Source organism: Pseudomonas sp. ok266 (genome assembly GCF_900110195.1).
GTDB classification, from domain to species: domain Bacteria; phylum Pseudomonadota; class Gammaproteobacteria; order Pseudomonadales; family Pseudomonadaceae; genus Aquipseudomonas; species Aquipseudomonas neuropathica.
In genome coordinates this window covers 104,317-124,580 of record NZ_FOCU01000007.1, presented here as the reverse complement: position 1 = coordinate 124,580, position 20,264 = coordinate 104,317, and the positions used below count along the sequence as shown (strand labels likewise).

Annotated in this window: 14 protein-coding genes; 5 read left to right on the top strand and 9 right to left on the bottom strand. The window is 61.2% G+C overall.

The genetic code is table 11. From position 1 onward, the window contains the following. Nucleotides 1-127 precede the first annotated feature (127 nt). Nucleotides 128-1,279, top strand: coding sequence for an MFS transporter (locus BMY54_RS14585; protein ID WP_093433835.1), 1,152 nt, complete (start codon nucleotides 128-130; stop codon nucleotides 1,277-1,279). Nucleotides 1,280-1,364: 85 nt separating this feature from the next. Here the strand turns inward: BMY54_RS14585 and BMY54_RS14580 are convergent, their stop codons facing one another. The 7 genes from BMY54_RS14580 to BMY54_RS14550 form a co-directional block, all read right to left on the bottom strand. Next, nucleotides 1,365-3,791, bottom strand: coding sequence for a TonB-dependent siderophore receptor (locus BMY54_RS14580; RefSeq protein WP_093433833.1), 2,427 nt, complete (start codon nucleotides 3,789-3,791; stop codon nucleotides 1,365-1,367). A gap of 98 nt (nucleotides 3,792-3,889) precedes the next feature. After that, complete coding sequence (locus BMY54_RS14575) at nucleotides 3,890-4,873, bottom strand: FecR family protein (protein WP_093433831.1); 984 nt, start codon at nucleotides 4,871-4,873, stop codon at nucleotides 3,890-3,892. Nucleotides 4,874-4,913: 40 nt separating this feature from the next. Then, the gene (locus BMY54_RS14570; RefSeq protein WP_093433829.1) at nucleotides 4,914-5,405 is read right to left on the bottom strand and encodes a sigma-70 family RNA polymerase sigma factor; all 492 of its coding nucleotides are present in this window, start codon (nucleotides 5,403-5,405) and stop codon (nucleotides 4,914-4,916) included. Between the two features lie 103 nt (nucleotides 5,406-5,508). Next, nucleotides 5,509-5,886: a c-type cytochrome gene (locus BMY54_RS14565; protein WP_093433827.1), complete on the bottom strand. Its 378-nt coding sequence runs from the start codon at nucleotides 5,884-5,886 to the stop codon at nucleotides 5,509-5,511. A 204-nt stretch (nucleotides 5,887-6,090) separates the two neighbouring features. After that, on the bottom strand, nucleotides 6,091-10,560 hold the full coding sequence (locus BMY54_RS14560) for a hemagglutinin repeat-containing protein (protein ID WP_093433825.1): 4,470 nt from the start codon (nucleotides 10,558-10,560) through the stop codon (nucleotides 6,091-6,093). A 97-nt stretch (nucleotides 10,561-10,657) separates the two neighbouring features. Continuing rightward, a complete protein-coding gene (locus BMY54_RS14555; RefSeq protein WP_093433823.1) occupies nucleotides 10,658-12,385 on the bottom strand; it encodes a ShlB/FhaC/HecB family hemolysin secretion/activation protein in 1,728 nt (575 codons plus the stop codon). A gap of 108 nt (nucleotides 12,386-12,493) precedes the next feature. Then, nucleotides 12,494-13,627, bottom strand: coding sequence for an MFS transporter (locus tag BMY54_RS14550; RefSeq protein ID WP_093433821.1), 1,134 nt, complete (start codon nucleotides 13,625-13,627; stop codon nucleotides 12,494-12,496). A 98-nt stretch (nucleotides 13,628-13,725) separates the two neighbouring features. Here BMY54_RS14550 and BMY54_RS14545 point away from each other — a divergent pair, with 98 nt between their 5' ends. From BMY54_RS14545 to BMY54_RS14535, 3 genes are all read left to right on the top strand, one after another. Next, on the top strand, nucleotides 13,726-14,490 hold the full coding sequence (locus BMY54_RS14545) for an AraC family transcriptional regulator (RefSeq protein ID WP_093433819.1): 765 nt from the start codon (nucleotides 13,726-13,728) through the stop codon (nucleotides 14,488-14,490). A 96-nt stretch (nucleotides 14,491-14,586) separates the two neighbouring features. Then, on the top strand, nucleotides 14,587-15,696 hold the full coding sequence (locus BMY54_RS14540; protein WP_093433817.1) for an HlyD family secretion protein: 1,110 nt from the start codon (nucleotides 14,587-14,589) through the stop codon (nucleotides 15,694-15,696). After that, nucleotides 15,693-17,285, top strand: a complete 1,593-nt coding sequence (locus BMY54_RS14535) for a DHA2 family efflux MFS transporter permease subunit (RefSeq protein WP_093433815.1) — start codon at nucleotides 15,693-15,695, stop codon at nucleotides 17,283-17,285. The genes BMY54_RS14540 and BMY54_RS14535 overlap by 4 nt, the downstream gene beginning before the upstream one ends. Before the next feature lie 138 nt (nucleotides 17,286-17,423). Here the strand turns inward: BMY54_RS14535 and BMY54_RS14530 are convergent, their stop codons facing one another. After that, nucleotides 17,424-17,864: a carboxymuconolactone decarboxylase family protein gene (locus tag BMY54_RS14530; protein ID WP_093433813.1), complete on the bottom strand. Its 441-nt coding sequence runs from the start codon at nucleotides 17,862-17,864 to the stop codon at nucleotides 17,424-17,426. A gap of 186 nt (nucleotides 17,865-18,050) precedes the next feature. On the opposite strand from BMY54_RS14530, the gene BMY54_RS14525 reads away from it, so the two are divergent. Next, complete coding sequence (locus tag BMY54_RS14525; protein ID WP_093433811.1) at nucleotides 18,051-18,350, top strand: hypothetical protein; 300 nt, start codon at nucleotides 18,051-18,053, stop codon at nucleotides 18,348-18,350. A 186-nt stretch (nucleotides 18,351-18,536) separates the two neighbouring features. Here the strand turns inward: BMY54_RS14525 and BMY54_RS14520 are convergent, their stop codons facing one another. After that, the gene (locus BMY54_RS14520; protein ID WP_093433809.1) at nucleotides 18,537-20,108 is read right to left on the bottom strand and encodes a sensor domain-containing diguanylate cyclase; all 1,572 of its coding nucleotides are present in this window, start codon (nucleotides 20,106-20,108) and stop codon (nucleotides 18,537-18,539) included. Nucleotides 20,109-20,264 lie beyond the last annotated feature (156 nt).

The following is a 20,264-nucleotide window of genomic DNA, read 5'->3' as shown; positions in this document are numbered from 1 at the left end:
GCGCCTTCGCGAGCAGGCTCGCACACAGGTTAGGATGTTGCTTGTACTTCCCCGAATGGCCGGCGATCGAACCTCGTCGCTGAATCACTGTCCTTCGGGGACGCGAAGTTTTTTGCCAAGGATCGATATGACCAGCCTCAACCCCCAAGACACTTTCGTCCCCGGACGCCTGCAACAGATGTCCACGCGCATCGCCTTTTTCATCGCCGGGCTCGGCATCGCCGCGTGGGCGCCCTTGGTGCCGTACGCCAAGGCCCGCGCCGGACTGGATGAAGGCACGCTGGGGTTACTTTTGTTGTGCCTCGGGGTCGGTTCGATTCTGGCGATGCCGCTGGCGGGGATTTTGGCCACACGGTTTGGCTGTCGGCGCGTCGCTACCGGCGGCACCTTGTTGATCTGCGCGGCGCTGCCGTTGCTGGCCACGGTGTCGTCGATACCGGCGCTGATCGCCACGCTGTTCATGTTCGGCGCTGGCCTGGGCACGGTGGATTCGACGGTAAACCTGCAAGCGGTGATCGTCGAGCGCGCCAGCGGCAAGAACATGATGTCGGGTTTCCACGGCTTGTTCAGTCTCGGCGGGATTGTCGGCGCGGCGGGTGTCAGTGCCTTGCTCGGCCTGGGTTTGACGCCACTGGCCGCCATGCTGGTGGTAGTTGTCGTGCTGATCGCGGCATTGTTCAAATGCGTGCCGCACATGCTGCCCTACGGCAGTGAAAGTTCCGGACCGGCATTCGCCATCCCTCATGGCATCGTGCTGTTTATCGGCGGAATGTGCTTCATCGTGTTCCTGACTGAAGGCGCGGCGCTGGACTGGAGCGCGGTGTTTCTGGCGCAGGAACGCGGGATCGACACGGCGTACGCAGGGCTGGGTTATGCGGCGTTTGCATTGACCATGACGGCCGGACGTTTGATGGGTGACCGGATTGTGCGGATGGTCGGTGCAACACGGATCATTTTGTTTGGTGGTCTGTTGGCAGCGGCCGGCCTGTTTCTAGCGACATTCGCGCCAAGCTGGGAAGCGGCGCTGGTCGGTTACGCGCTGGTCGGCGCTGGTTGCTCGAACATCGTGCCGGTGCTGTACACGGCAGTGGGCAAGCAAACGGTGATGCCGGAGAGCATCGCGGTGCCGGCCATTACCACGCTGGGTTATGCAGGGATTCTGGCGGGGCCGGCGGTGATCGGCTTTGTCGCCCATGCCAGCAGTTTGAGTTTTGCCTTTGGCTTGATGGCGGTGCTGTTGGTCGCGGTGGCCATTGGCGGGAAAGTTCTTAAAGTCTAAAAGCTTCGCGAGCAGGCTCGCTCCCACAGGATTTCAGTGATCCATGTGGGAGCGAGCCTGCTCGCGAAGAAGCTGATGCGGTCTATCAGAAACCGACACTGGCCTGCACAAAGAACGTGCGCGGCGCGCCGACATACATCCCCGAGTTGTTGTCGCTGGAGCGGGTGAAGTACTGCTTGTCGAAGACGTTCTTCACCCCGGCGCCGAGCTTGAGGTTCGACACCTGCGGTCCGAAGTCATAGCCGCCACGCACGTTCCAGGTCACGTAACCCGGAATGTCGCCATACTGCCCGTCCGCCGTGCCATCGGTGATGTAGTTGCCGTTGAAACTGCCGTCGGCGTTGACACCGGTGCCCGGCGAGCGCTGTTTCGACTGAGCGAAACCGTCGATGTTGTAAGTCCAGCGGTTGATGTCGTAACGCAAACCGACGGTCGCCACCTGCCGCGAATAGAACGGCAGATCACGGCCCTTGAAGCCCGGAATCTCACCTTCATAAGTAGCGCGGGTGTAAGTGAAACCCGCGTTGGCGGTCAGGCCGTCGAGGCGCGGATCCAGCGCCGCCATGTCGTAGTGCACCGAGGCTTCGATGCCCTGGTGCTTGGTTGCGCCGAGGTTGGTCCAGCCCACGTCATTGCTGATGTATTGCAGCTCGTCGTCGAAGTCGATGTAGAACAGCGTCACTTCGCCGCCCCACACGTCATCGTTGTAGCGCGTGCCGATCTCGTAGGTCTTGGCCTTTTCCGGCTCCAGACCGTTGGCGGTCTGATCACCCGAGCCGCCCTGGCCGAGCTGGAAATACTGCAGGCTGCCGAACGAGGTTTCGTAGTTGGCGAACAGTTTCCAGGCGTCCGACAGGTGATACATCACGCTAAGCGCCGGCAACGGTTCGTTGCTCTCGATGCTGCGGTTTTTCGCCTGCACCGGTTTGCCAGCGGTGTCGAGCACGGCGCGGTCATGCCAGTCGGTGCTGATGTGTTCGAAGCGAATGCCAGGAGTGATGGTCCAGTTGCCGACGTCGATCTTGTTGTCGAGGTAGACCGAGTTGGCCTCGGTGCCGCCCGTGCGGTCCTGGAACACATGGCCGTCGGAGGTCGGCGTGAGCACCGGCTGGTTGTTGACCAGCGCCACGCGGCTCGACGATTCGTGCATCGCCTCTTTCAGGTAGCGATAACCGACGCTGACTTCCTGCGTGGTCGGGCCGACATCGAAAACCCGCGACACCCGTGGCTCGATGCCCAGCGTGTAATACGAACGCGGGTACGAGCTGAGGGTTTTCTGGTCGCGGGCGGCAATGGTGCTGCCACGGAAACTGTCGGTGTAATAGGTGAGAATTTCTGCTTGGGTGCGCTCGTCGATCTGGCGGATCCACTTGAACGACACGTCTTTGCGCCGCCCGGTGAATTGGTCGTAGTCCCGCACCGAGTCGTACGGTTTGGCGTCGTACTGCTTCTGTGTCAGACCGCCGGGCATGTCGGCCGTGGCGTCGTAGTAGTGGAAGTTGAGGCTGAAATCGTCCTGATCGGTCGGCGCCCAGTGCGTCTTGAGCAACACGTCGTCGATGTCGTTGCCGTTGTTGCGCTCGCGGTAACCGTTACCGTTGACGCCGGAATACAGCAACGCCACGCCCATGCCATTGTCGGCGGTGCCGCCGAGGAACGCGGTGTCGATGTGTTTCCAGCCACCGTACTGAGTGGTTTCCAGCGTTGTGCCGATTTCGCCAGTGGCTTTTTCCGGAATCGCCCGGGTGACGAAGTTGATCACCCCGCCGACGTTTTGCGGCCCATAACGCACCGAACCGGCGCCGCGTACCACGTCGATGCTGTCGAGGTTGCCCGAGGAAATCGGCGCCATCGACAGTTGCGGCTGGCCGTAAGGGGCAAACGCCGCCGGCACGCCATCGATCAGCACGGTGGAGCGCGGCGACAGACGCGAGGTCAGACCGCGTACGCCGACGTTCAGCGAAATATCACTGCCGCCGGTGCCGTTGGAATCCTGCACTTGCACGCCCGGTACGCGCTTGAGCACGTCACTGACGTTCATTGCGCCCTGTTCAACCATCGCTTCGCGGCGGATCACCGTGCGCGCCCCGGGGTGGTTTTGCACCACAGCGGCATTGGCATCGCCGAGCCAGTCACCGACCACTTTGATGTCGGTCACGCCCAGTTCCAACGGGCCGTTGCTGGCGGTGGAGGTTGCGGCCGGCGACAGCGTCACCGAACCTTCGTTGATCTGATAATCCAGACCACTGCCCTGCAGCAATTGGCTTAACGCCTGCTCCGGGGAGATGTCGCCGTCGACCGCCGGGGCCTGTTTGCCGGCGACCAGATCCGGGCTGAAAAACACTTGCAGCGATGTCTGCTGGCCCAGTTCGCTCAAGGCCTGGCCCAGCGGCTGCGCACGGATATGAATGGCTTCACCGGCGAACGCCAGCGGCATGCCAGCGTTGACCGCCAACGCAAGAGCCAGCGGCAGCCAAGAGAATTTTTTGTTGTTGGCAGGGGTGTATTTCACGTCGTACGTAGTCCTGTGGATCGCAAGAGTGTGCGGCTGTTAATGCAAACCAGTTGCAGTTGTACAGGAAGACGCTGAACTCGAAAAAAACCTGAATTTTATTTTGCGATTATTTCCTGACTGCCATCGGCAAGGGTGCGAACGGCCACCGGCAGGATGCTCGGCAAGGCTTTGAGCAAGGCATCGGTGTTGTCGGATTTGAACACGCTGGTCAGGCGCAGACTGGCCACGGCCGGATTGGTCACGGTCAACGGCTTTTCACGATAACGCGACACTTCGGCCGCGACTTCGCTGAGGCTGGCGTTGTTGAACACCAGTTTGCCGCTGCGCCATGCCGTCAGTTCTGCCGGGTTGACCGCATAGGCGGCGGCGACCTGGCCTTGGGCATCGACGTGGGTGCCGAGGCCGGCGCTCAGGCTGATGAACTGATCATCCGCTGCATCACGGCCCTGCACTTTCACCGTGCCCTGCTCCACCGCCACGCGGGTCTGCGCGACATCGCGGCGCACATCGAAACGCGTGCCGGTGACCGTGACCTTGCCGCTGCCGGCCTCGACCACGAACGGTCGTGAAGTGTCGTGCGCGACGCTGAACATCGCCTCACCTTCACTTAACTCGATCAGCCGCCGATCCTGTTCAAAGCGCACCTGCAAGCGACTGCGGCTGTTCAAATCGATCACCGAACCGTCCGGCAGCGCCACATGTTTACGCTCGCCCAACGCCGTGGCGAACTCGGCGCGGTAACCGCCCGGATGATTCAAACCACTGAACAAGCCCAGCCCGAGCGCCACCGCCAGCACACTCGCAGCCACCGCATAACGCAACAACGGACGGCGTTGGCGACGGTTCGGCGGGGTTTCAGCGAGGGCTTCGAGGCGCGGCGCCGAAAGCAAATCGGCGGCTGACCACAAGCCCTGCAGCAACTGAAATTCGTCACGGTGCTGCGGATGTTCATTCAGCCAGGCGTCGAAGCGCTGCTGCTCGTCGGCCTCAATGGCCGGCTCCTGCAAACGCACAAACCAGCGAGCCGCGTCATCGCGCACCGTTGTTTGCCCGCACGCGCAAGCACGCGTCTCCATCATGGAATGTCCTGTTGGGCTGAAGATGAAAGGGGGCAGCGGCTCATGACTGCAACCCGTCGAGGCGATCGCGCAGATGGCGCAGGGTGCGGATCATATACTTTTCGACCATGTTCTTGGACAGCCCCAGGCGTTCGGCGATTTCCGCCTGAGTCAGGCCTTCGATCTTCTGCCAGACAAAAATCTTCCGGCAATTGATCGGCAACTCGCTGAGCGCCCGTTCGATGGAATCGGCCAGCTGGATCGCATGCATGTAATGCTCAGGGTCGCCGCTTGACGACTCAGTGTGATCGATGTCCTGCGACTCCAAAGCGCCGCGCCGATCCTCACGCCGATAACCGTCGACCGCGATATTGCGCGCGGTCTGGTGCAAATACGCCCGTGGCTGCTGCACCGCCGCCGAATCGGACTCAAGCACCCGCACAAAGGTGTCGTGCGCCAGATCCTCGGCCTGCGCGCGATTGCGCAGGCGACGAGTCCAGGTGCCGATCAACTCTTCGTAGTGCTCGAAAAAGCCGGGTCTGCGGGGACGCATGGGGTTTTGGCGGCGTGCTGAGGAAAGGGGCGTGAATAGTAATGCTTCCTATTAAGGCGAAGCAATGGATTCCTCGACCGACCGTACGGGTCACCTGTGCAGCTCAGCGTTTTATCGAAATCACACCACTCATGTATTCATGCAGATCGCGCAGATCCTTAACACTCCAGGCATGCGGCGGTATTTTTACCCCGTTTTCCTTTAGCGTTTTCGGTATCAGGTTGCCGTTCGGGCGAAGGATGATCGACGACACAATCACCCCCGGATATTCATGCAGTCGTTGCTTGAACGTGGAGGTTGTCAGGTCAGGTGTGGGCGGATTGCTTTTGTGCGCCAGCGGCCCGGTGCCTTTTATATCGGCGCCGTGGCACACAGCGCAGCGCTGCACATAGAGGTTTTTGCCGTTGCTGCTATCCGCGAAGGACACGGATGGTTGGGCGATCAACAAAGCCCCGAGTACAGCGACGAATGCTGTTTTCATTGTTTGCCTCCCTGGCGTCTTTAAGGTCGCGCATGATGCGCGAGATTTAACGTCTGGCGCAAAACAATGTGGGAGCGAGCTTGCTCACGAATGCGGTTCACCAGTCACTTACTGCATTGACTGAATGGACGCTTTCGCGAGCAAGCTCGCTCCCACATTGTTCGGTGGTGGATGGCAGATCTGGCACATCCACTACCGTTTGTTTTAGCCTTTTTCGTCGATCCCGGCTTGCAGGGTCTGGGTGTCCAGATGCCCGCTAAGGGTGACCGGGCCGACTTTCAGGTTGCCGTTTTCCAGGGAAACCTTCGGTGCGTTTTCCTCGGTTTTGTGCGGCAGATCCAGGCCCGCTTTCACGCCGTAGTCACGGTTACTCAGATCCGTGCTGCTGACCTTCGAACCACCCAGATCGACCTTCCCTTGCGGCGCCGAAATCCGCGCGCCGGTCAGTTGCGTGGCGCCGCCGACTGCGAGATTCACGCTTTGGTTGGCACTGATCCCGGAGGCCTGCACCACGCTGTCCTTATGCGCGTACTCACCCTGCGCTTTCAGCGTTGGTTTGTAGTCGGTACCGGCAAGTTTCTCCTTGTCACTCGGCGGGTTTTTCTTCGCGGTCAGGCCCAGATCGACATCGACCTTGGCGTGGTTGCTCGAGTCTTGACGGCTCTCGACGGTCAAATCACCCGCGACCTTGCCGCTGACAGTTTTCGCGTCAATCCGCGCACCCTCCAGCAGTGCATCAGCGGCGCTGTTCAACACCACGCTGTCAGCCTTGATCTGACTGTTCTGCTGGGTGCTGCCCTGCAGGTAATCCACGCCGACTTTGGCCCCAGCGTTGAAGCCGTGATCGCTGCTGGCCTTCTCATCTGCGGCGGTCGGGGTTTTGCTGCTCAGGTTGCCGCCGGCGTTGAGCGCGACATTCCAGTTATTGCGGTGGTCGGTGGACTGCGCCGATTCCTGCACATAGCCACCCTTCTGCGCGTCGATGCTGACGTTCGATGCGCTGACCTGAGTGCCTTGCAGGTGGATCGAATCACCGCTCAAGACGATGCCGTTCTGGCTGTTGATCTGGCCACCGCTGAGGGTTTTCGAATCCTCGTTGACCCGACCGATATTGAAATTGCCACTCAGATTGCCGCCCTGATCGCGGCTCTTCTCGCTGCTGGTTTTGCTGCCGCCGCCCTTCAAGCCGCCGCCGAGGTTGCTGCCGCTGGCGGTGTGGGTGTCGGTGGCTGCTTGCAGATCAAGTTTGCCATCGGCGTGCAGATCGATGGCGCCCGCGCTGTCGATTTTCGTGCCTTGCTGCAGCTGATTGCCGCCGCTGCTCAACTGCACCGGGCCGTTGCCGCTGATGCTCGCAACGTGAGCCTGGGTGTCAGTGCTTTGCTTGCCAGTGTGATCGAGCTGGAAACCGGCGCCGAGGTCGACGTTGGTGCCGTCGGTGCCCGGCAACGTGCCGACCGTCAGCGAGCCATTGCCGCGCAGGCTGGTGTCATTGCTGGTTTGACGGTCATTGGCTTGATTCAGCGCCAGATCACCGCCAGTCTTGATGCTCACACCGTCCTGCCCACCGTCGAAACGGCTGCCTTCGAACTGCGCATCGCCGCCGATCTTGATGTTCACACCCTGGCTGCCGGCATAAGCGCCGACGACGGCGCTGGAATTGTCCTTGCTCGACGCACTGCTACCACCCGCGCCGCTGCCAGCGACGTTCACGTCTTCGCCGGTCTTGGTGTAGACGCGCACGTCGACCTTGGCATCCACCGCGCTGGCACTGCTGTTGAGCGTGTTGCTCGCAGCGTCGGCAAGCAGTTTGTCAGCGCTGATGTTCACTTGGCCGGCGTTGGCGTTGTATTGCGTGCCTTGGTCATGCAGCGTGCCAGTGGTTTTCACATCGACGGTGCCGCCATCAAAACGGCTGACCACGGCGTTGCTGCTCTGCTCGGTTTTGCTGGCGTTGCCGTGACCGACCGCAACGTCGATACCGACATTCGGCTGACCAAGGTTGGCCAGTGCGTCCTTGTCCGGCACCTTGCCGTTGAGCACATCCTTGACCGCGCCGGCGATCGGCCGAGCAATGTCTTTGTATTCGACGTTGGCGCCGATATCCGCCGACCAGTTGCTGTCATTGTGCGTGCTGCTGTCAGTGTTGCTGGCCGCACGGTTGTCGATCTCGTTGGCGGCGACGTTCAGACCATTGCCGGCCTTGAGTTGTGCGCCTTCGGTAGCGAGTTTGTCGGCATTGATGGTCAAACCGCCGATGCTCTGCACACTGGTGGTTTGCGCGGTGGTTTTGCTGGTGGAATCCTGCGCTGTGCTGTGGGCGAAATCGACGCCGCTGCCAGCACGGTCGAGACCGCCGGTGTAGTAGAAACCACCGCCGGTGCTGGAGGTGTCGGTGAAGGTTTTGTGGCTGTCAGCTTCGGCCAGCAACGACACGTTTTGGCCGCTCAACGTCGTGTCGCCAGCGGTGGATTTCACTTCCGCGCCCTTCAGCGTAACGTCACCGCCCGCCTTCACCTGCACGCTGCCACCGCTGAGGCTGGAGCCCTGCTGGGTGACGTCGTTGCGAGTAACCGTTTGCTGTTTGTCCTCGTAATGAATCCCGGCGCGATACTGCTCTGGCGTTTGCTCTTTGGCGTATGCATCAAAGCCACGGGTTTGCGTGGTGTCGCTGCTGTCGTGAGTGTTCTGCGCGGAATGCACATTGACGTCGCCTGCCGCGTCGGCCGTCAGCGCACGGTCAGCCTTGACCATCGAGCCAGCCACCTCGATGTCCTTGGCGCTCTTGAGCTTGAGGTTGCTATCGGACACCAGTTCGCTGCGCACGGTGCTGCTGTCTTTGCTGTTCTGCCGCGACTCGTCCTTGGTAATGCCGAAGAATTTGCTGTCCTTGTCGTGGTTGTTGCTGTGCGAGGTGTCCTGCACGCCATCGATGACCAGCGAACCTTTATCGCTGATCACGCTGGCGTCGCTGCCGCCACGCACCTGGCTGCCGCTGATGCGCACGTCGTCAGCCTTGACGATCAGTTTGCCGCTGGCGTTGACCTTGCTGCCCTGATGCTGGGTTTTGCCCTTGTCGGCATCGCCGGTCTTGCCAAAGAAACCACCGCCGACCAGGTCACCGGAGTAACTATTGTCGCTGCTGCGATTGGTCCGTGTGGCGGTGCTGATTTCCACTTGTTTGCCGGCCAGTTGCAGGTCGCCGGCGCTGCTCAACTCGGCGCCTTCGGAGCGCAACAATGCGGCGGTTTGCAGGGCGATATTGCCGGCCTTCAACTGACTGGTGACGCTGCGCTGTTCTTCGCTGCTGCTGTTCCAGTCGGCTTTCCACAGGTGTTTGCGGTGGTTGCCTTGATCGGTCTGCGTGTGGCTTTCGGTAGCGGCAGTCAGGCGCAGATCGCCAGCGCTTTGCACGCTCAGATTATTCGCGGCTTCGACTTTCGCGGCTTTCAGTTCGGTGTCTTTGCCGGAGGCAAGTTTGACGTCGCGGCTGGCAACGATCTGGCTGCCGTGCTGACGGGATTCGCTGTCGGTCTGGGTGCGATCGTAAGTTTCCCAGGTAATGCCGATGGTGCTGTTGTTCCAGTTTTCACGCTTTTCCTGAAGCTTGCGGCTTTCGACCGTGGACAAAGTCAGGTTGCGTTTCGCCTCGACGGTGACGTCGCGAGCGCTGACATCGGCAGCGGCCAACGTCAGATCCTTGCCGCTGTGCAAGCTGACGTCGCCCTGACTACTGCGGATACCGGCGCGGGTCACGTCGAGGCTGTTGGCCACGGCTTCACCGCTGACACTCAAGTCACCGGCCGAGCGAATCTGCACGCCGTCACGCCCGGCGACTTGCACCGCGCCCACCCGCACGCCCGCGCCTTCGGCGGTGCTGACAATATTGATGCGCCCGGCCTGCATCGCGCCGAACAGGCTGGCGTCGATGCGTTGATCAGACGTGTTGCCCGCCGGATCCACGGTTTTCACCTGACCGCTGGCGTAATCGACCTGATTGCGTCCCACCGTGAGGTTCAACTGATCGCGTGCAGTGATCGCGCCCTGGCTGTCGATACGCGGCGCGATGAGGTTGATCGAGCCCTCACCGTTGCGCAGGCCACCGCCCTGAATCTGCAACTGACCGCTGGCATCGCGGCTGTTCAGACTTTGCAGTTTGCCGTCATTCAGTTCCGGGCGACCAACCACCAGATTGGCATTAGGCGTGTTGATGAAACTGCCGCCATTGACCGAGATGCCGTTGGGGTTGGCCAGCACATAATCGGCTGCGCGGCCGAAGATTTCCTGCGCACCGTTGATCGCGGACGGATTACGACTGATCACTTCGTTGAGGATCACGCTCGCCGCTTGGCCTTGCAGTTGCGGGTTGGCCGCCAGTTGCCCGGCCAGTTGCGATTGCCCGGCCTGCAAGGCGTTGTTCAGCACCAGGCCCTGGCGGTCGACGTTGTAGTCGAGGAACTGGTTGTGCGACAGGCCCGAACCGTTGGGCGCGACGATGTTGACGATGGGCACACCGCCCTGGGTCTGCAATTGCGCGGTGCCGCCGGGCCCCGGTGCGACCACGACGCCGCCGGCCATCGCGCTCGGCAGATGCACGGCGAAGAACAGGCTGGCAATCGCCCAGCGCAATTTGCCCCGAGGGGAAAGATGAAATGCAAAGGTGTGTGCTGGCATAAAAACGTCTCCATGTGAGTACGGCATCACGTTGCGCGTTTAGTCTCGGCCGTGGCTGACGCGCTCAGATCCGACGGCTGTTTATTCACTGCGTTGTTCAGATTTGCAGGCCCACGCGCATCAGCCAGGTTTCAGGCTCGTGCTGCAGACCGTTCGGGGTGTTGAGGGCGCGCTGGTAATCGACGTCCACTTGCAGGTTCTTCCAGCCCAGATTCAGGCCGACACTGGCACCGCTCAGGCGTTGCCCCTGCGCACCGTGATCTGCCTTGATCCAGCCGTGGTCGAGGCCCACCCGCGGGGTGATCTGCAGCGGCCACTCGCTGCGCAGCGGCAGGCGCAAGGTGTTGCGCCAGATCGCGCCGCTGGCGCCGGAGGCACTGCTGACCCGATAGCCGCGCACCGCCGAGTCGTCGGTGCCGAGCAACTGTTCGATGGCCGGCAACGGGTCCGGGCTGTACTGCAAATTGAGTTGGCTCTGCCATTGCCAGGCCTGCGCGCCGAACTGACCGTTACGCCATTGGCTGAGGCCGGCGCGGTACTTACGAAACTGCGCTCTGGGCAGGTTATTGATCTGATGTTGCGAGTCATCGTCGGCGCCAAACCAGCGCAAGCCTTGGGCGTAATTGACGTCAAGGTTCCACACCGCGCGGTCGAGCCAGAACAGATTGAGCCCGGCCTCGGCCACGGTCAGGGTCGGGCTTTGAATACCGAGGCGAACGTCTTGCAAGTAGCTGTCGACATCCTTGTGCGCCAGTTGCAGGTTGGCGCTGAGCTGACGGCTCTGGTCGCGCCACAACACACGGTCAGCGCGCAGGCTGACCTGATCGGTGATGCCCGTGCTATGAAAGGTCACGCTCGGCAGTTTGAACGGCGCGCGATATTCGGCGTGACTGGCGAACACGCTGTAGGTCCAGTAGCCGTAAGGGATCGCGTAATACAGGCTGGCATTGCGGCTGTAACGGTCACCCTGATTGAGGGTGTCGCTGGCGCTGAGACTCAACAAGTCGTTGAGTTGCAGTGGGCTGTCGAGGCTCAGGCTGACGGTGTCGCGATCACGTCCAGTGCTGGCGCTGCCGAGGTTGTCGAACCCCGCGTTCAAGGCCCAGCGCGAGTGCGCAGAGGTGCGCGACCGCAGGATGATCCGCGAGGCACCGGGCTGGCTGCCGGGGGCGATGTCGGCGGTGAGATCGATCGAACGCAGGCGATTCAGTTGATCGAGGCCCTGCTCCAGATCGCGCAGATTCAGCGGCTCGCCGAGCATGTCTGGAAACGCGCCTCCGAGCGACACCGGCAGGCTCTGATCGGCCAGTTCGATGGACTCGATGTAGCCTTCGTCAATGCGGATATCCAGCAACTGCCCCGCTGCCGGTGCGCTGAGCAGATACGGACGACTGGCGATGTAACCCTTGTCGACGTAGCTCGCGGTGATGGTGGCCAGCAGGTGATTGATCTGGCCGACGCCCATGCACGGCGCCAACAACGGTTTGATCTGCGCGTTGAGCTGGTCGCTGTCGATCAACGTGACGCCGCCGATGCGCGCACCGCTCAACGGCCAGCAACGTTCATCGGGGGAGACGGTTGGCGGAATGGCCGGGGTGACCGGCGCCGGGCCGAACGCGCCGCGTTCCAGTTGCCGCTTTCTTTGCTCAAGTTGCAGTTGCTGCAGATCGCGCTGCTGCTGTTGCTGCTGGCGCAGCACTTCCTGGCCCGGCGCGACAGGTTCGGCAGCTTCAATCGAGGAGGCACAGACACTCAACACAAAGGCCGACAACAGCGGGCAGCGCGTGGAACAACGACGAAAAACAGCGCGAAACGGAAACGGCACGCAACTTCCTTGCGATCATAAAATGGCGTAATGCCATGTCATCAATGATCGTGATAGTCGGAGCCATCCCACACAAAAGCAAGACGCTTCCTACAGCGCTTACATTTCTTAAACAATTGCTTTGCCTGGCTTTATTGTCAGCAGCAAGGCCACGGCGCTGCACGTTATCAGGGTTTCCCCGAGGGCCTGAAACCAGCCGGCGAGCATCAGCCCGGCGCCGATCAGCAGGTAATACATCAAGCCCAACAACGCCCCGGCAGTGCCCAATCGATCAGCGTAATCGGCCAGGGCCGAACCGAGAATGTTCGGGATCGCCAGGCCAAACGCCAATACCACCAACAGCATCGGCAGGACGAACGCGACACTGTTCTGCAGCGACCACACGCCCACACCACCGAGCAAGGCGATGCCAGCCGCGAGGCGAATCAACTGCAATGCCTTGAACCCGGCCGTCAATAAACGCCGGTTCAGCCATGCTCCAAAACCTGAGCCCAGCGCGAGGATCACACCGCTGTAGCCGAACCCGCTGGCTTCCACGCCCAGCCGCTGAAACATGAACGGAGCGAGGCTGTAATAGCTGAACAGCGCCACGTTGAATGAGGCGATCCACAGCGCCGAACGCCAGATACCCAGGTCACGCAGCATGCGCCCGAGGGTTTCGAACAGACCGACATGGCACGTTGGCTGGGACCGGGTTTCCGCCAAGGTGTACCAACTCCACAGCCACAACAGCGTTGCCAACAACAGCAACGCGCCAAGCACACCGCGATAACCGAAGGCCTGAACCAGACTAGCCCCCGTGAACAAGCCAAGCGCCGGGCTGGCCGCCAACGCGATGCCCACCAACGAAAACACCTGCGCCAGTTCGGCGCCTTTGAAGCGGTCGCGCAACACGGTCTGCGTAACCACCGAACCCACCGCCGCACCGAAGGCCGCCAACATCTGCGTCAGTAACAAGCCGTTGAAACTGCTGACCCGCAGGCCTGAAAGCGTGGCAATCGCATAGATGGCCAGGCCCGCGAGCATCGCCGGGCGCCGACCGATGCGATCACATAAACGCCCCCACACCACCACCCCGACGGCAAACGCGAGGAAATACACCGACAACGTCTGCGCGGCGGCTTGCGGGCCAACGTTAAACACCCGCCCGATATCACCGAGCGCCGGGCTGTACAGGGTTTGCGCGATCTGCGGAAACATCAGCAGCGCAATCGCCAGCCACAAGAAATGTCTGTTGTTCATGCTTCATCACTCCTCTCATAAACCGCCGAGGAGTTTAAGAATCGCTGACTGGCGTATTATCCAGATCCTGCCAATTTATCGCTGAAACCGGACAACCCATGGCTTGGCTCGACGCCCACGCAACGTTTGATGCAGATCGCTATGACGCACCCGTGATCGGTATCGCCTCGACCTTGGGCGATCACGATTCCGGTCTGCACCGTCATCAACGCGGCCAACTGCTGTACACGCGCCAAGGCTGCACGCGGATTACCCTGGCGCAGCAACTGTGCCTGCTGCCGCCGTCGCGGGCGGCGTGGATTCCACCGGGTGTCAGCCATCGCGCGGTGATGCAACAGAGCGTCGACTACCGCTCGATCTACTTGATCCCCGAGCTGTGCAGCGCACTGCCGCAGCAGGTTTGCGTGATTGAAGTCAGCCCGTTGTTGCGTGCGGTGCTGGAACCGATGGCGCTGGCAGATTTCGCCAGCGATTGGCAGCAGGGCAAACTCTCCCACCTGCTCGGCCTGTGTCTGAGCGAAATCGCTGAAGCGGCGCAGCAACCGATGCTGCTGCCGTTACCTCAGGACAAGCGCCTGGCACCACTGTTGAAAACGCCTGAACGTCTGCCTCCGGAGTTGCAAGTGCTGGAGCAGCAGGTCGGCGCCAGCAGCCGCACCATCGGGCGAATCTTCCAGCGCGAAACCGGCATGAGTTATCAGCAATGGCGCCAGCAGTGGCGCTTGATGCGCGCGATGGAATTGCTCGCCACCGGGCGCAGCCTGAGTTACTGCGCGTTCGAATCGGGTTTTGCCAGCGACAGCGCTTTCATCGCCTTCTTCAAAACCATGACCGGCAGCACGCCGGGCCACTGGCTCAAGTGAACAACTGACGATTGGCACCAGAAATAATTTGCCACTAAATATTACCTGCGTCATATTACATCCGTAATAACGATCCGCTTACGCAGGTAATCCGCCATGACCAGCATGCCCACCCTCGAACCTGTTGTGGTAAAGACCAAGCCGCCTCTGCTTAAACGCGTTTTGCTTCCGGGCGCAGGATTGCTCGCGCTGATTTTCGCCGGTATTTACGCCATGCACTGGTGGGGCGCGGGGCGTTTTCTTGAAGAAACCGACGATGCCTATATTGGTGGCGACGTCACGGTGATCGGGCCGAAAGTCGCCGGTTACATCGACGAAGTGCTGGTCACCGACAACCAGCACGTGAAGGCCGGCGATGTGCTGATCCGCCTCGACGCCCGCGACTATCGCGCCAACCTCGCCAAGGCCGAAGGCGCCGTTGCCGCCGAAGAAGCCCTGCTGGCCAACCTCGACGCCACCGAACAACTGCAACAAGCGGTGATCGGTCAGGCCCGCGCCGGCATCGACGCCGCTGGCGCAGAAACCGCACGCTCGCGGGATGACAACGCGCGCTACAAACGCTTGGTGACGACCAATGCGGTGTCGGTGGAAAGCGCACAACGCGCCGACGCGACCTTCAAAACAGCGCAAGCCCTCAGTGCCCGCGCCCAGGCCGAACTGCTCGCCGCGCAACGCCAACTGGCGGTGATCGACACGCAAAAACAACAGGCCCGCGCCGCCCTTCAACAAGCCCGCGCCGAACGTGATCTGGCGCAACTGAACCTCGGCTACACCGAACTTCGCGCGCCGGTCGATGGGGTGATCGGCAATCGCCGCGCGCGGGTTGGCGCTTACGCTCAGGCCGGTTCACAACAGTTGTCCGTGGTGCCGGCCAGCGGCTTGTGGGTCGATGCCAACTTCAAGGAAGACCAATTGGCGCGGATGAAACCCGGGCAGCGCGTAAGCATCCGTGCCGACGTGCTCTCCGGCCAGGAATTCCACGGTCGCCTCGACAGCCTCGCCCCCGCCACTGGCTCGCAGTTCAGCGTGCTGCCGCCGGAAAACGCCACCGGCAACTTCACCAAAATCGTCCAGCGCGTGCCGGTGCGGATCCTCCTCGACCCGGCTGACGGCGTACTCGGCCACTTGCGTCCGGGCCTCTCGGTGACGGCAGAAGTCGACACCCGCGCGCAACCGGAAACCAGCGCCGTGGCTGTCGCGCCATGAGCACCACCCTCGCCGCCCCGGCGCAGCCATTCAACGCGGCGGACATGGCGACCGCGACCAAGGTGTTCGCCTTCGCGACCATGTGCATCGGCATGTTCATTGCGCTGCTGGATATCCAGATCGTCTCGGCGTCGCTGCGCGATATCGGCGGTGGGCTGTCCGCCGGCACTGATGAAACCGCATGGGTGCAGACCAGTTACCTGATCGCCGAAATCATCGTGATTCCGCTGTCGGGCTGGTTGTCGCGAGTGTTCTCCACGCGCTGGTTGTTCTGCGCTTCGGCGGTCGGTTTCACCCTCGCCAGCCTGCTCTGCGGCGTCGCCTGGAACATCCAGAGCATGATTGCTTTTCGGGCGCTGCAAGGTTTTCTCGGCGGCTCGATGATTCCGCTGGTGTTCACCACGGCGTTCTTTTTCTTCACCGGCAAACAGCGGGTGATCGCTGCGGCAACCATCGGCGCCGTTGCGTCATTGGCACCGACCTTGGGACCGGTGATCGGCGGCTGGATCACTGATATTTCTTCGTGGCACTGGTTGTTCTACATCAACCTGGTGCCGGGGATTTTCGTCGCTGTAGCGGTACCGATGCTGGTGAAAATCGACCAGCCGGAATTGTCCCTGCTCAAGGGCGCGGACTACCTGAGCATGGTCTTTCTCGCGCTGTTTCTCGGCTGCCAGGAATACACCCTCGAAGAAGGCCCGCGCTGGAACTGGTTCAGCGACCAGACCATTCTGACCACGGCGTGGATCAGCGGCCTTGCGGGATTGGCCTTCATCGGCCGGACCTTGCACGTGGCCAATCCGATCGTTGATCTGCGCGCCTTGAAGGATCGCAATTTCGCCCTCGGCTGCTTCTTTTCGTTTGTCACCGGCATCGGCCTGTTCGCGACGATTTACCTGACGCCGCTGTTCCTCGGCCGGGTACGCGGCTACAGCGCGCTGGACATTGGTCTGGCGGTTTTCTCCACTGGGGTGTTCCAGATCATGGCGATTCCGCTGTATGCCTTTTTGGCCAATCGCATGGACCTGCGCTGGATCATGATGATCGGTCTGGGTTTGTTCGCGGTGTCGATGTGGGAGTTCAGCCCGATCACCCACGACTGGGGTGCGGGGCAATTGATGCTGCCGCAAGCGTTGCGCGGGATCGCCCAGCAACTGGCAGTGCCGCCAGCGGTGACGTTGACTTTGGGTGGGTTGGCGCCCGCACGTTTGAAGCATGCTTCGGGTCTGTTCAACCTGATGCGCAATCTGGGCGGGGCGATTGGTATTGCGGCGTGCGCGACCATTCTCAATGACCGCACCAACCTGCACTTCACACGGTTGGCAGAACACTTGAACAGCAGCAATGAAGCGATGAATCAGTGGCTGTCGCAGGTCGGCGGCAACCTGGCGAATCTGGGCCAGAGTGGCGACGTCGGTGTCACCGCCAGCCTGCGCCAGTTGTGGCTACTGACCTACCGCGAGGCGCAGACGCAAACCTACGGCGACACCTTTCTGATGATCGGGGTGTGCTTCGTCATCGCCACGGCGATGGTGCCCTTGATGCGCAAGGTGCAACCACCGGCGGCGCCGAGTGCGGATGGGCATTGATCACTATTTTCTGGCCATGCCCAGTTCCCCTGTGGGAGCGAGCTTGCTCGCGAAGGCGTCGTGTCAGTCACCATGGTTGTTATCTGACACTCCGCTTTCGCGAGCAAGCTCGCTCCCACAGGGGTTATGCGTTGAGGCTTAAGCTTGTGGGGTTTTGCGGAAACCTACGGCCAAACGGTTCCAGCTATTGATGGTGCTGATCGCCACGGTCAAATCGACCATTTCTTTCGGCGTGAATTGCGCCGCAACCACGTCGTAATCTTCGTCCGGTGCGTGGGTCAGGCTCAGTTGGGTCAGCGATTCAGTCCACAGCAGCGCGGCGCGTTCGCGGTCGCTGAAGAACGGCGCTTCCCGCCAGGCGGTGACCGCGAACAGCCGACGCGGGGTTTCACCGCCCTTGATCGCATCGGTGGTGTGCATGTCGATGCAGAACGCGCAGCCGTTGATTTGCGAAGCGCGCAGCTTGACCAGTTCGATCAGGGTCTTTTCCAGCGGCAGTTTGGACACCGCCGTTTCCAAAGCCATCATCGCTTTCAAGGCGTCTGGGGAAGCGGTGTAGAAATCGGCACGAGGTTGCATGGTAGCTCCGGGTAGCAAGTGAATGTGTGGTTACGTTAGCCCTCACACCCGGTCCGGCAAATAGCCAATATTGCCGAAGATCAGGAGGCCACTCGGTTTCGCTGCTGACCGCTCGTCAGCCACCCGGCACCAAGGGTTCTGCGCGTCAGACCAATATCAGGTACAGACCCCTTGTGGAGACGGATCATGATCACGCGCAAACTCACTTCGCTATTACTCGCCGGGCTGCTGGCCACGGCATCGACCGCGAGCTTCGCCGTCAACGACGGCGCTGACGCTACCGGCACCAAATCCGGCGGACCGACCAGCACCACCACGCCGCCAGACAACACGCCGGGCGCGCCTTCCGGTGGCAGCGGGTCTTCGGGGATGGGTTCCGGGACTGGCACCAATGGTGGCGCCAGTGGTTCTGGTTCGGGGGCTGGCGGCGGCACAGGTTCGGCAGGTGGCGGGACTGGCGGTGCGGGCGGTGGCACGGGCGGCTGAACGAACAAGAGCCATCCGTGGTGAAAACCCTTGATTGTTTGGGTATTCACATAACCTTGGCCTGATGAAAATCCCTGTGGGAGCGAGCTTGCTCGCGAAGGCGGTGGATCAGCCAACATTTTCATCGCCTGACACTGCGCTTTCGCGAGCAAGCTCGCTCCCACAGGGTTTGTGCCAGGTTTTGGATCAGCGGTCCGAGCGCATCAATTCGGCCAGGCCGCTGTCCAGCGACAACACTGCCGCACGATTACGCCCGGCATTTTTCGCCTGATACAGCGCCGCATCGGCGCGCTGGATAAACACTTCCAGGCTGTCATTGCCGCTCGGGATAAATGAATAGCAGCCCAGACTCACCGTCAGATACCCGGTCGGCGAGCCGCTATGGGTGATGTGCTTGTCGATCACGCTGCGTCGAATCTGCCCGGCAATTGCCAACGCGCCGTTGATGTCGGTGTCCGGCAACAGCACCGCAAACTCCTCGCCACCGTAACGTACTGCCAGATCGGATTTGCGCTGACAGCACGCCCGCAGCACCTGAGCAACCTGGGTCAGACAGTGATCCCCGGCGACGTGGCCATAGGCGTCGTTGTAGCGTTTGAAGAAATCGATATCGAGCATGATCAGGCTGACCGGACTGACCTGCCGCGCGCCCCGGGCAAATTCGATCTCCAGCGAACGCTCGAACAAACGTCGATTGGCCAATCCGGTCAGGCTGTCGTGGGTCGCAATCTGCTCCAGTGCGCGCTGGGCCTTGCGCAGGTTTTTCTCGATCCGTTCGCCGTCGCGCACCTGATGAATGAACACCCAGCCAAACAGGCCGACGCCGAGAATCACCAGCGCGACAATCACACTCGACTGGAACGCACGCTCGTACCAACCCTTGAGAATCGTGTCGCGCGAGGTCGCAGACGACACCACCAACGGATACGCCGACAAGCGTCGATAACCGTACAAACGCACAACACCATCGACCACCGAATTGATCATCGCCGTGCCGGCCGCCGCCTCGGGCAGCAACGTGCGATAAATCCGTCCTTGCGCCAGCGACGTGCCGATCAGGCTCTCATCAAACGGACGGCGGGCAAGCAAAGTGCCGTCGCTCAAGCCAAGAAACATGATGCCTTGGTCATCGAGGCTGAAGCTTTCGAAGAAGCGGTCGAAGTACGACATCTTGATCCCGGCCAGCAACACACCCTGAAAATTGCCGGCGTGATCATTGACGCGTTTGGAAATCGGGATGATCCACTCGCCGTTCTCGCGGCTGCGAATCGCCGGACCGATGTGCGCCAGCGTCGAAGCGTTCTGTTGGTGGAATTTGAAATACTCGCGGTCCGCCACGCCATTGCCACGGGGCAGATCAGTAAATGAGGTGATCACCCACTGCCCATCACGATCAAACAGGAACATGCCGTGCAACTGATCGAGTTGCTGCACGCGCCGGGCGAAGGTTCTCTGCAGACGCGGCTTCTGCGCGGCGCCGTAACCGTCCTCCTGAATCCAGTCAACCAGGCTGGTCATCACCAGATCGGCAGCCAGAAACGTGTCCTCGGCCTGCTGGGCCATCGCCCGGGTCAGGTTGCTCGACGCGACTTTTGCCACCGCCAGATCCTGGCGTCGCGACTGCTCCAGTTGCAGGTACAGCAAACCGGACAGGCACAACCCCACCGCAACGATAAACAGCACCGCCGCTTTGCGTAGCGGCAGGCGTTTAAGGGTGCCTCCGGGGGCCTGATGTGGATCGTGAATGGGGATAGGCAAAAGCAAGTCCTGGGCAGGTACGACAAGGGCGCCAGCAGGGAAACCCTTATGTTTGTGAGCGTAGCCCACCGGAATCTACGGGGCAAACGCCCCGCTCCCGCCCAGGTATATCGGCGCGCAGCGAATTTGGATGATCGCTGTTCGCAGATTTATTTT

Bases quoted from the DNA above. Each gene is read 5' to 3' on its own strand.
- BMY54_RS14585 (WP_093433835.1), top strand. From the start codon at position 128: ATGACCAGCCTCAACCCCCAAGACACTTTCGTCCCCGGACGCCTGCAA.
- BMY54_RS14575 (WP_093433831.1), bottom strand. From the start codon at position 4,873: ATGATGGAGACGCGTGCTTGCGCGTGCGGGCAAACAACGGTGCGCGAT.
- BMY54_RS14570 (WP_093433829.1), bottom strand. From the start codon at position 5,405: ATGCGTCCCCGCAGACCCGGCTTTTTCGAGCACTACGAAGAGTTGATC.
- BMY54_RS14565 (WP_093433827.1), bottom strand. From the start codon at position 5,886: ATGAAAACAGCATTCGTCGCTGTACTCGGGGCTTTGTTGATCGCCCAA.
- BMY54_RS14560 (WP_093433825.1), bottom strand. From the start codon at position 10,560: ATGCCAGCACACACCTTTGCATTTCATCTTTCCCCTCGGGGCAAATTG.
- BMY54_RS14550 (WP_093433821.1), bottom strand. From the start codon at position 13,627: ATGAACAACAGACATTTCTTGTGGCTGGCGATTGCGCTGCTGATGTTT.
- BMY54_RS14545 (WP_093433819.1), top strand. From the start codon at position 13,726: ATGGCTTGGCTCGACGCCCACGCAACGTTTGATGCAGATCGCTATGAC.
- BMY54_RS14540 (WP_093433817.1), top strand. From the start codon at position 14,587: ATGACCAGCATGCCCACCCTCGAACCTGTTGTGGTAAAGACCAAGCCG.
- BMY54_RS14535 (WP_093433815.1), top strand. From the start codon at position 15,693: ATGAGCACCACCCTCGCCGCCCCGGCGCAGCCATTCAACGCGGCGGAC.
- BMY54_RS14530 (WP_093433813.1), bottom strand. From the start codon at position 17,864: ATGCAACCTCGTGCCGATTTCTACACCGCTTCCCCAGACGCCTTGAAA.
- BMY54_RS14525 (WP_093433811.1), top strand. From the start codon at position 18,051: ATGATCACGCGCAAACTCACTTCGCTATTACTCGCCGGGCTGCTGGCC.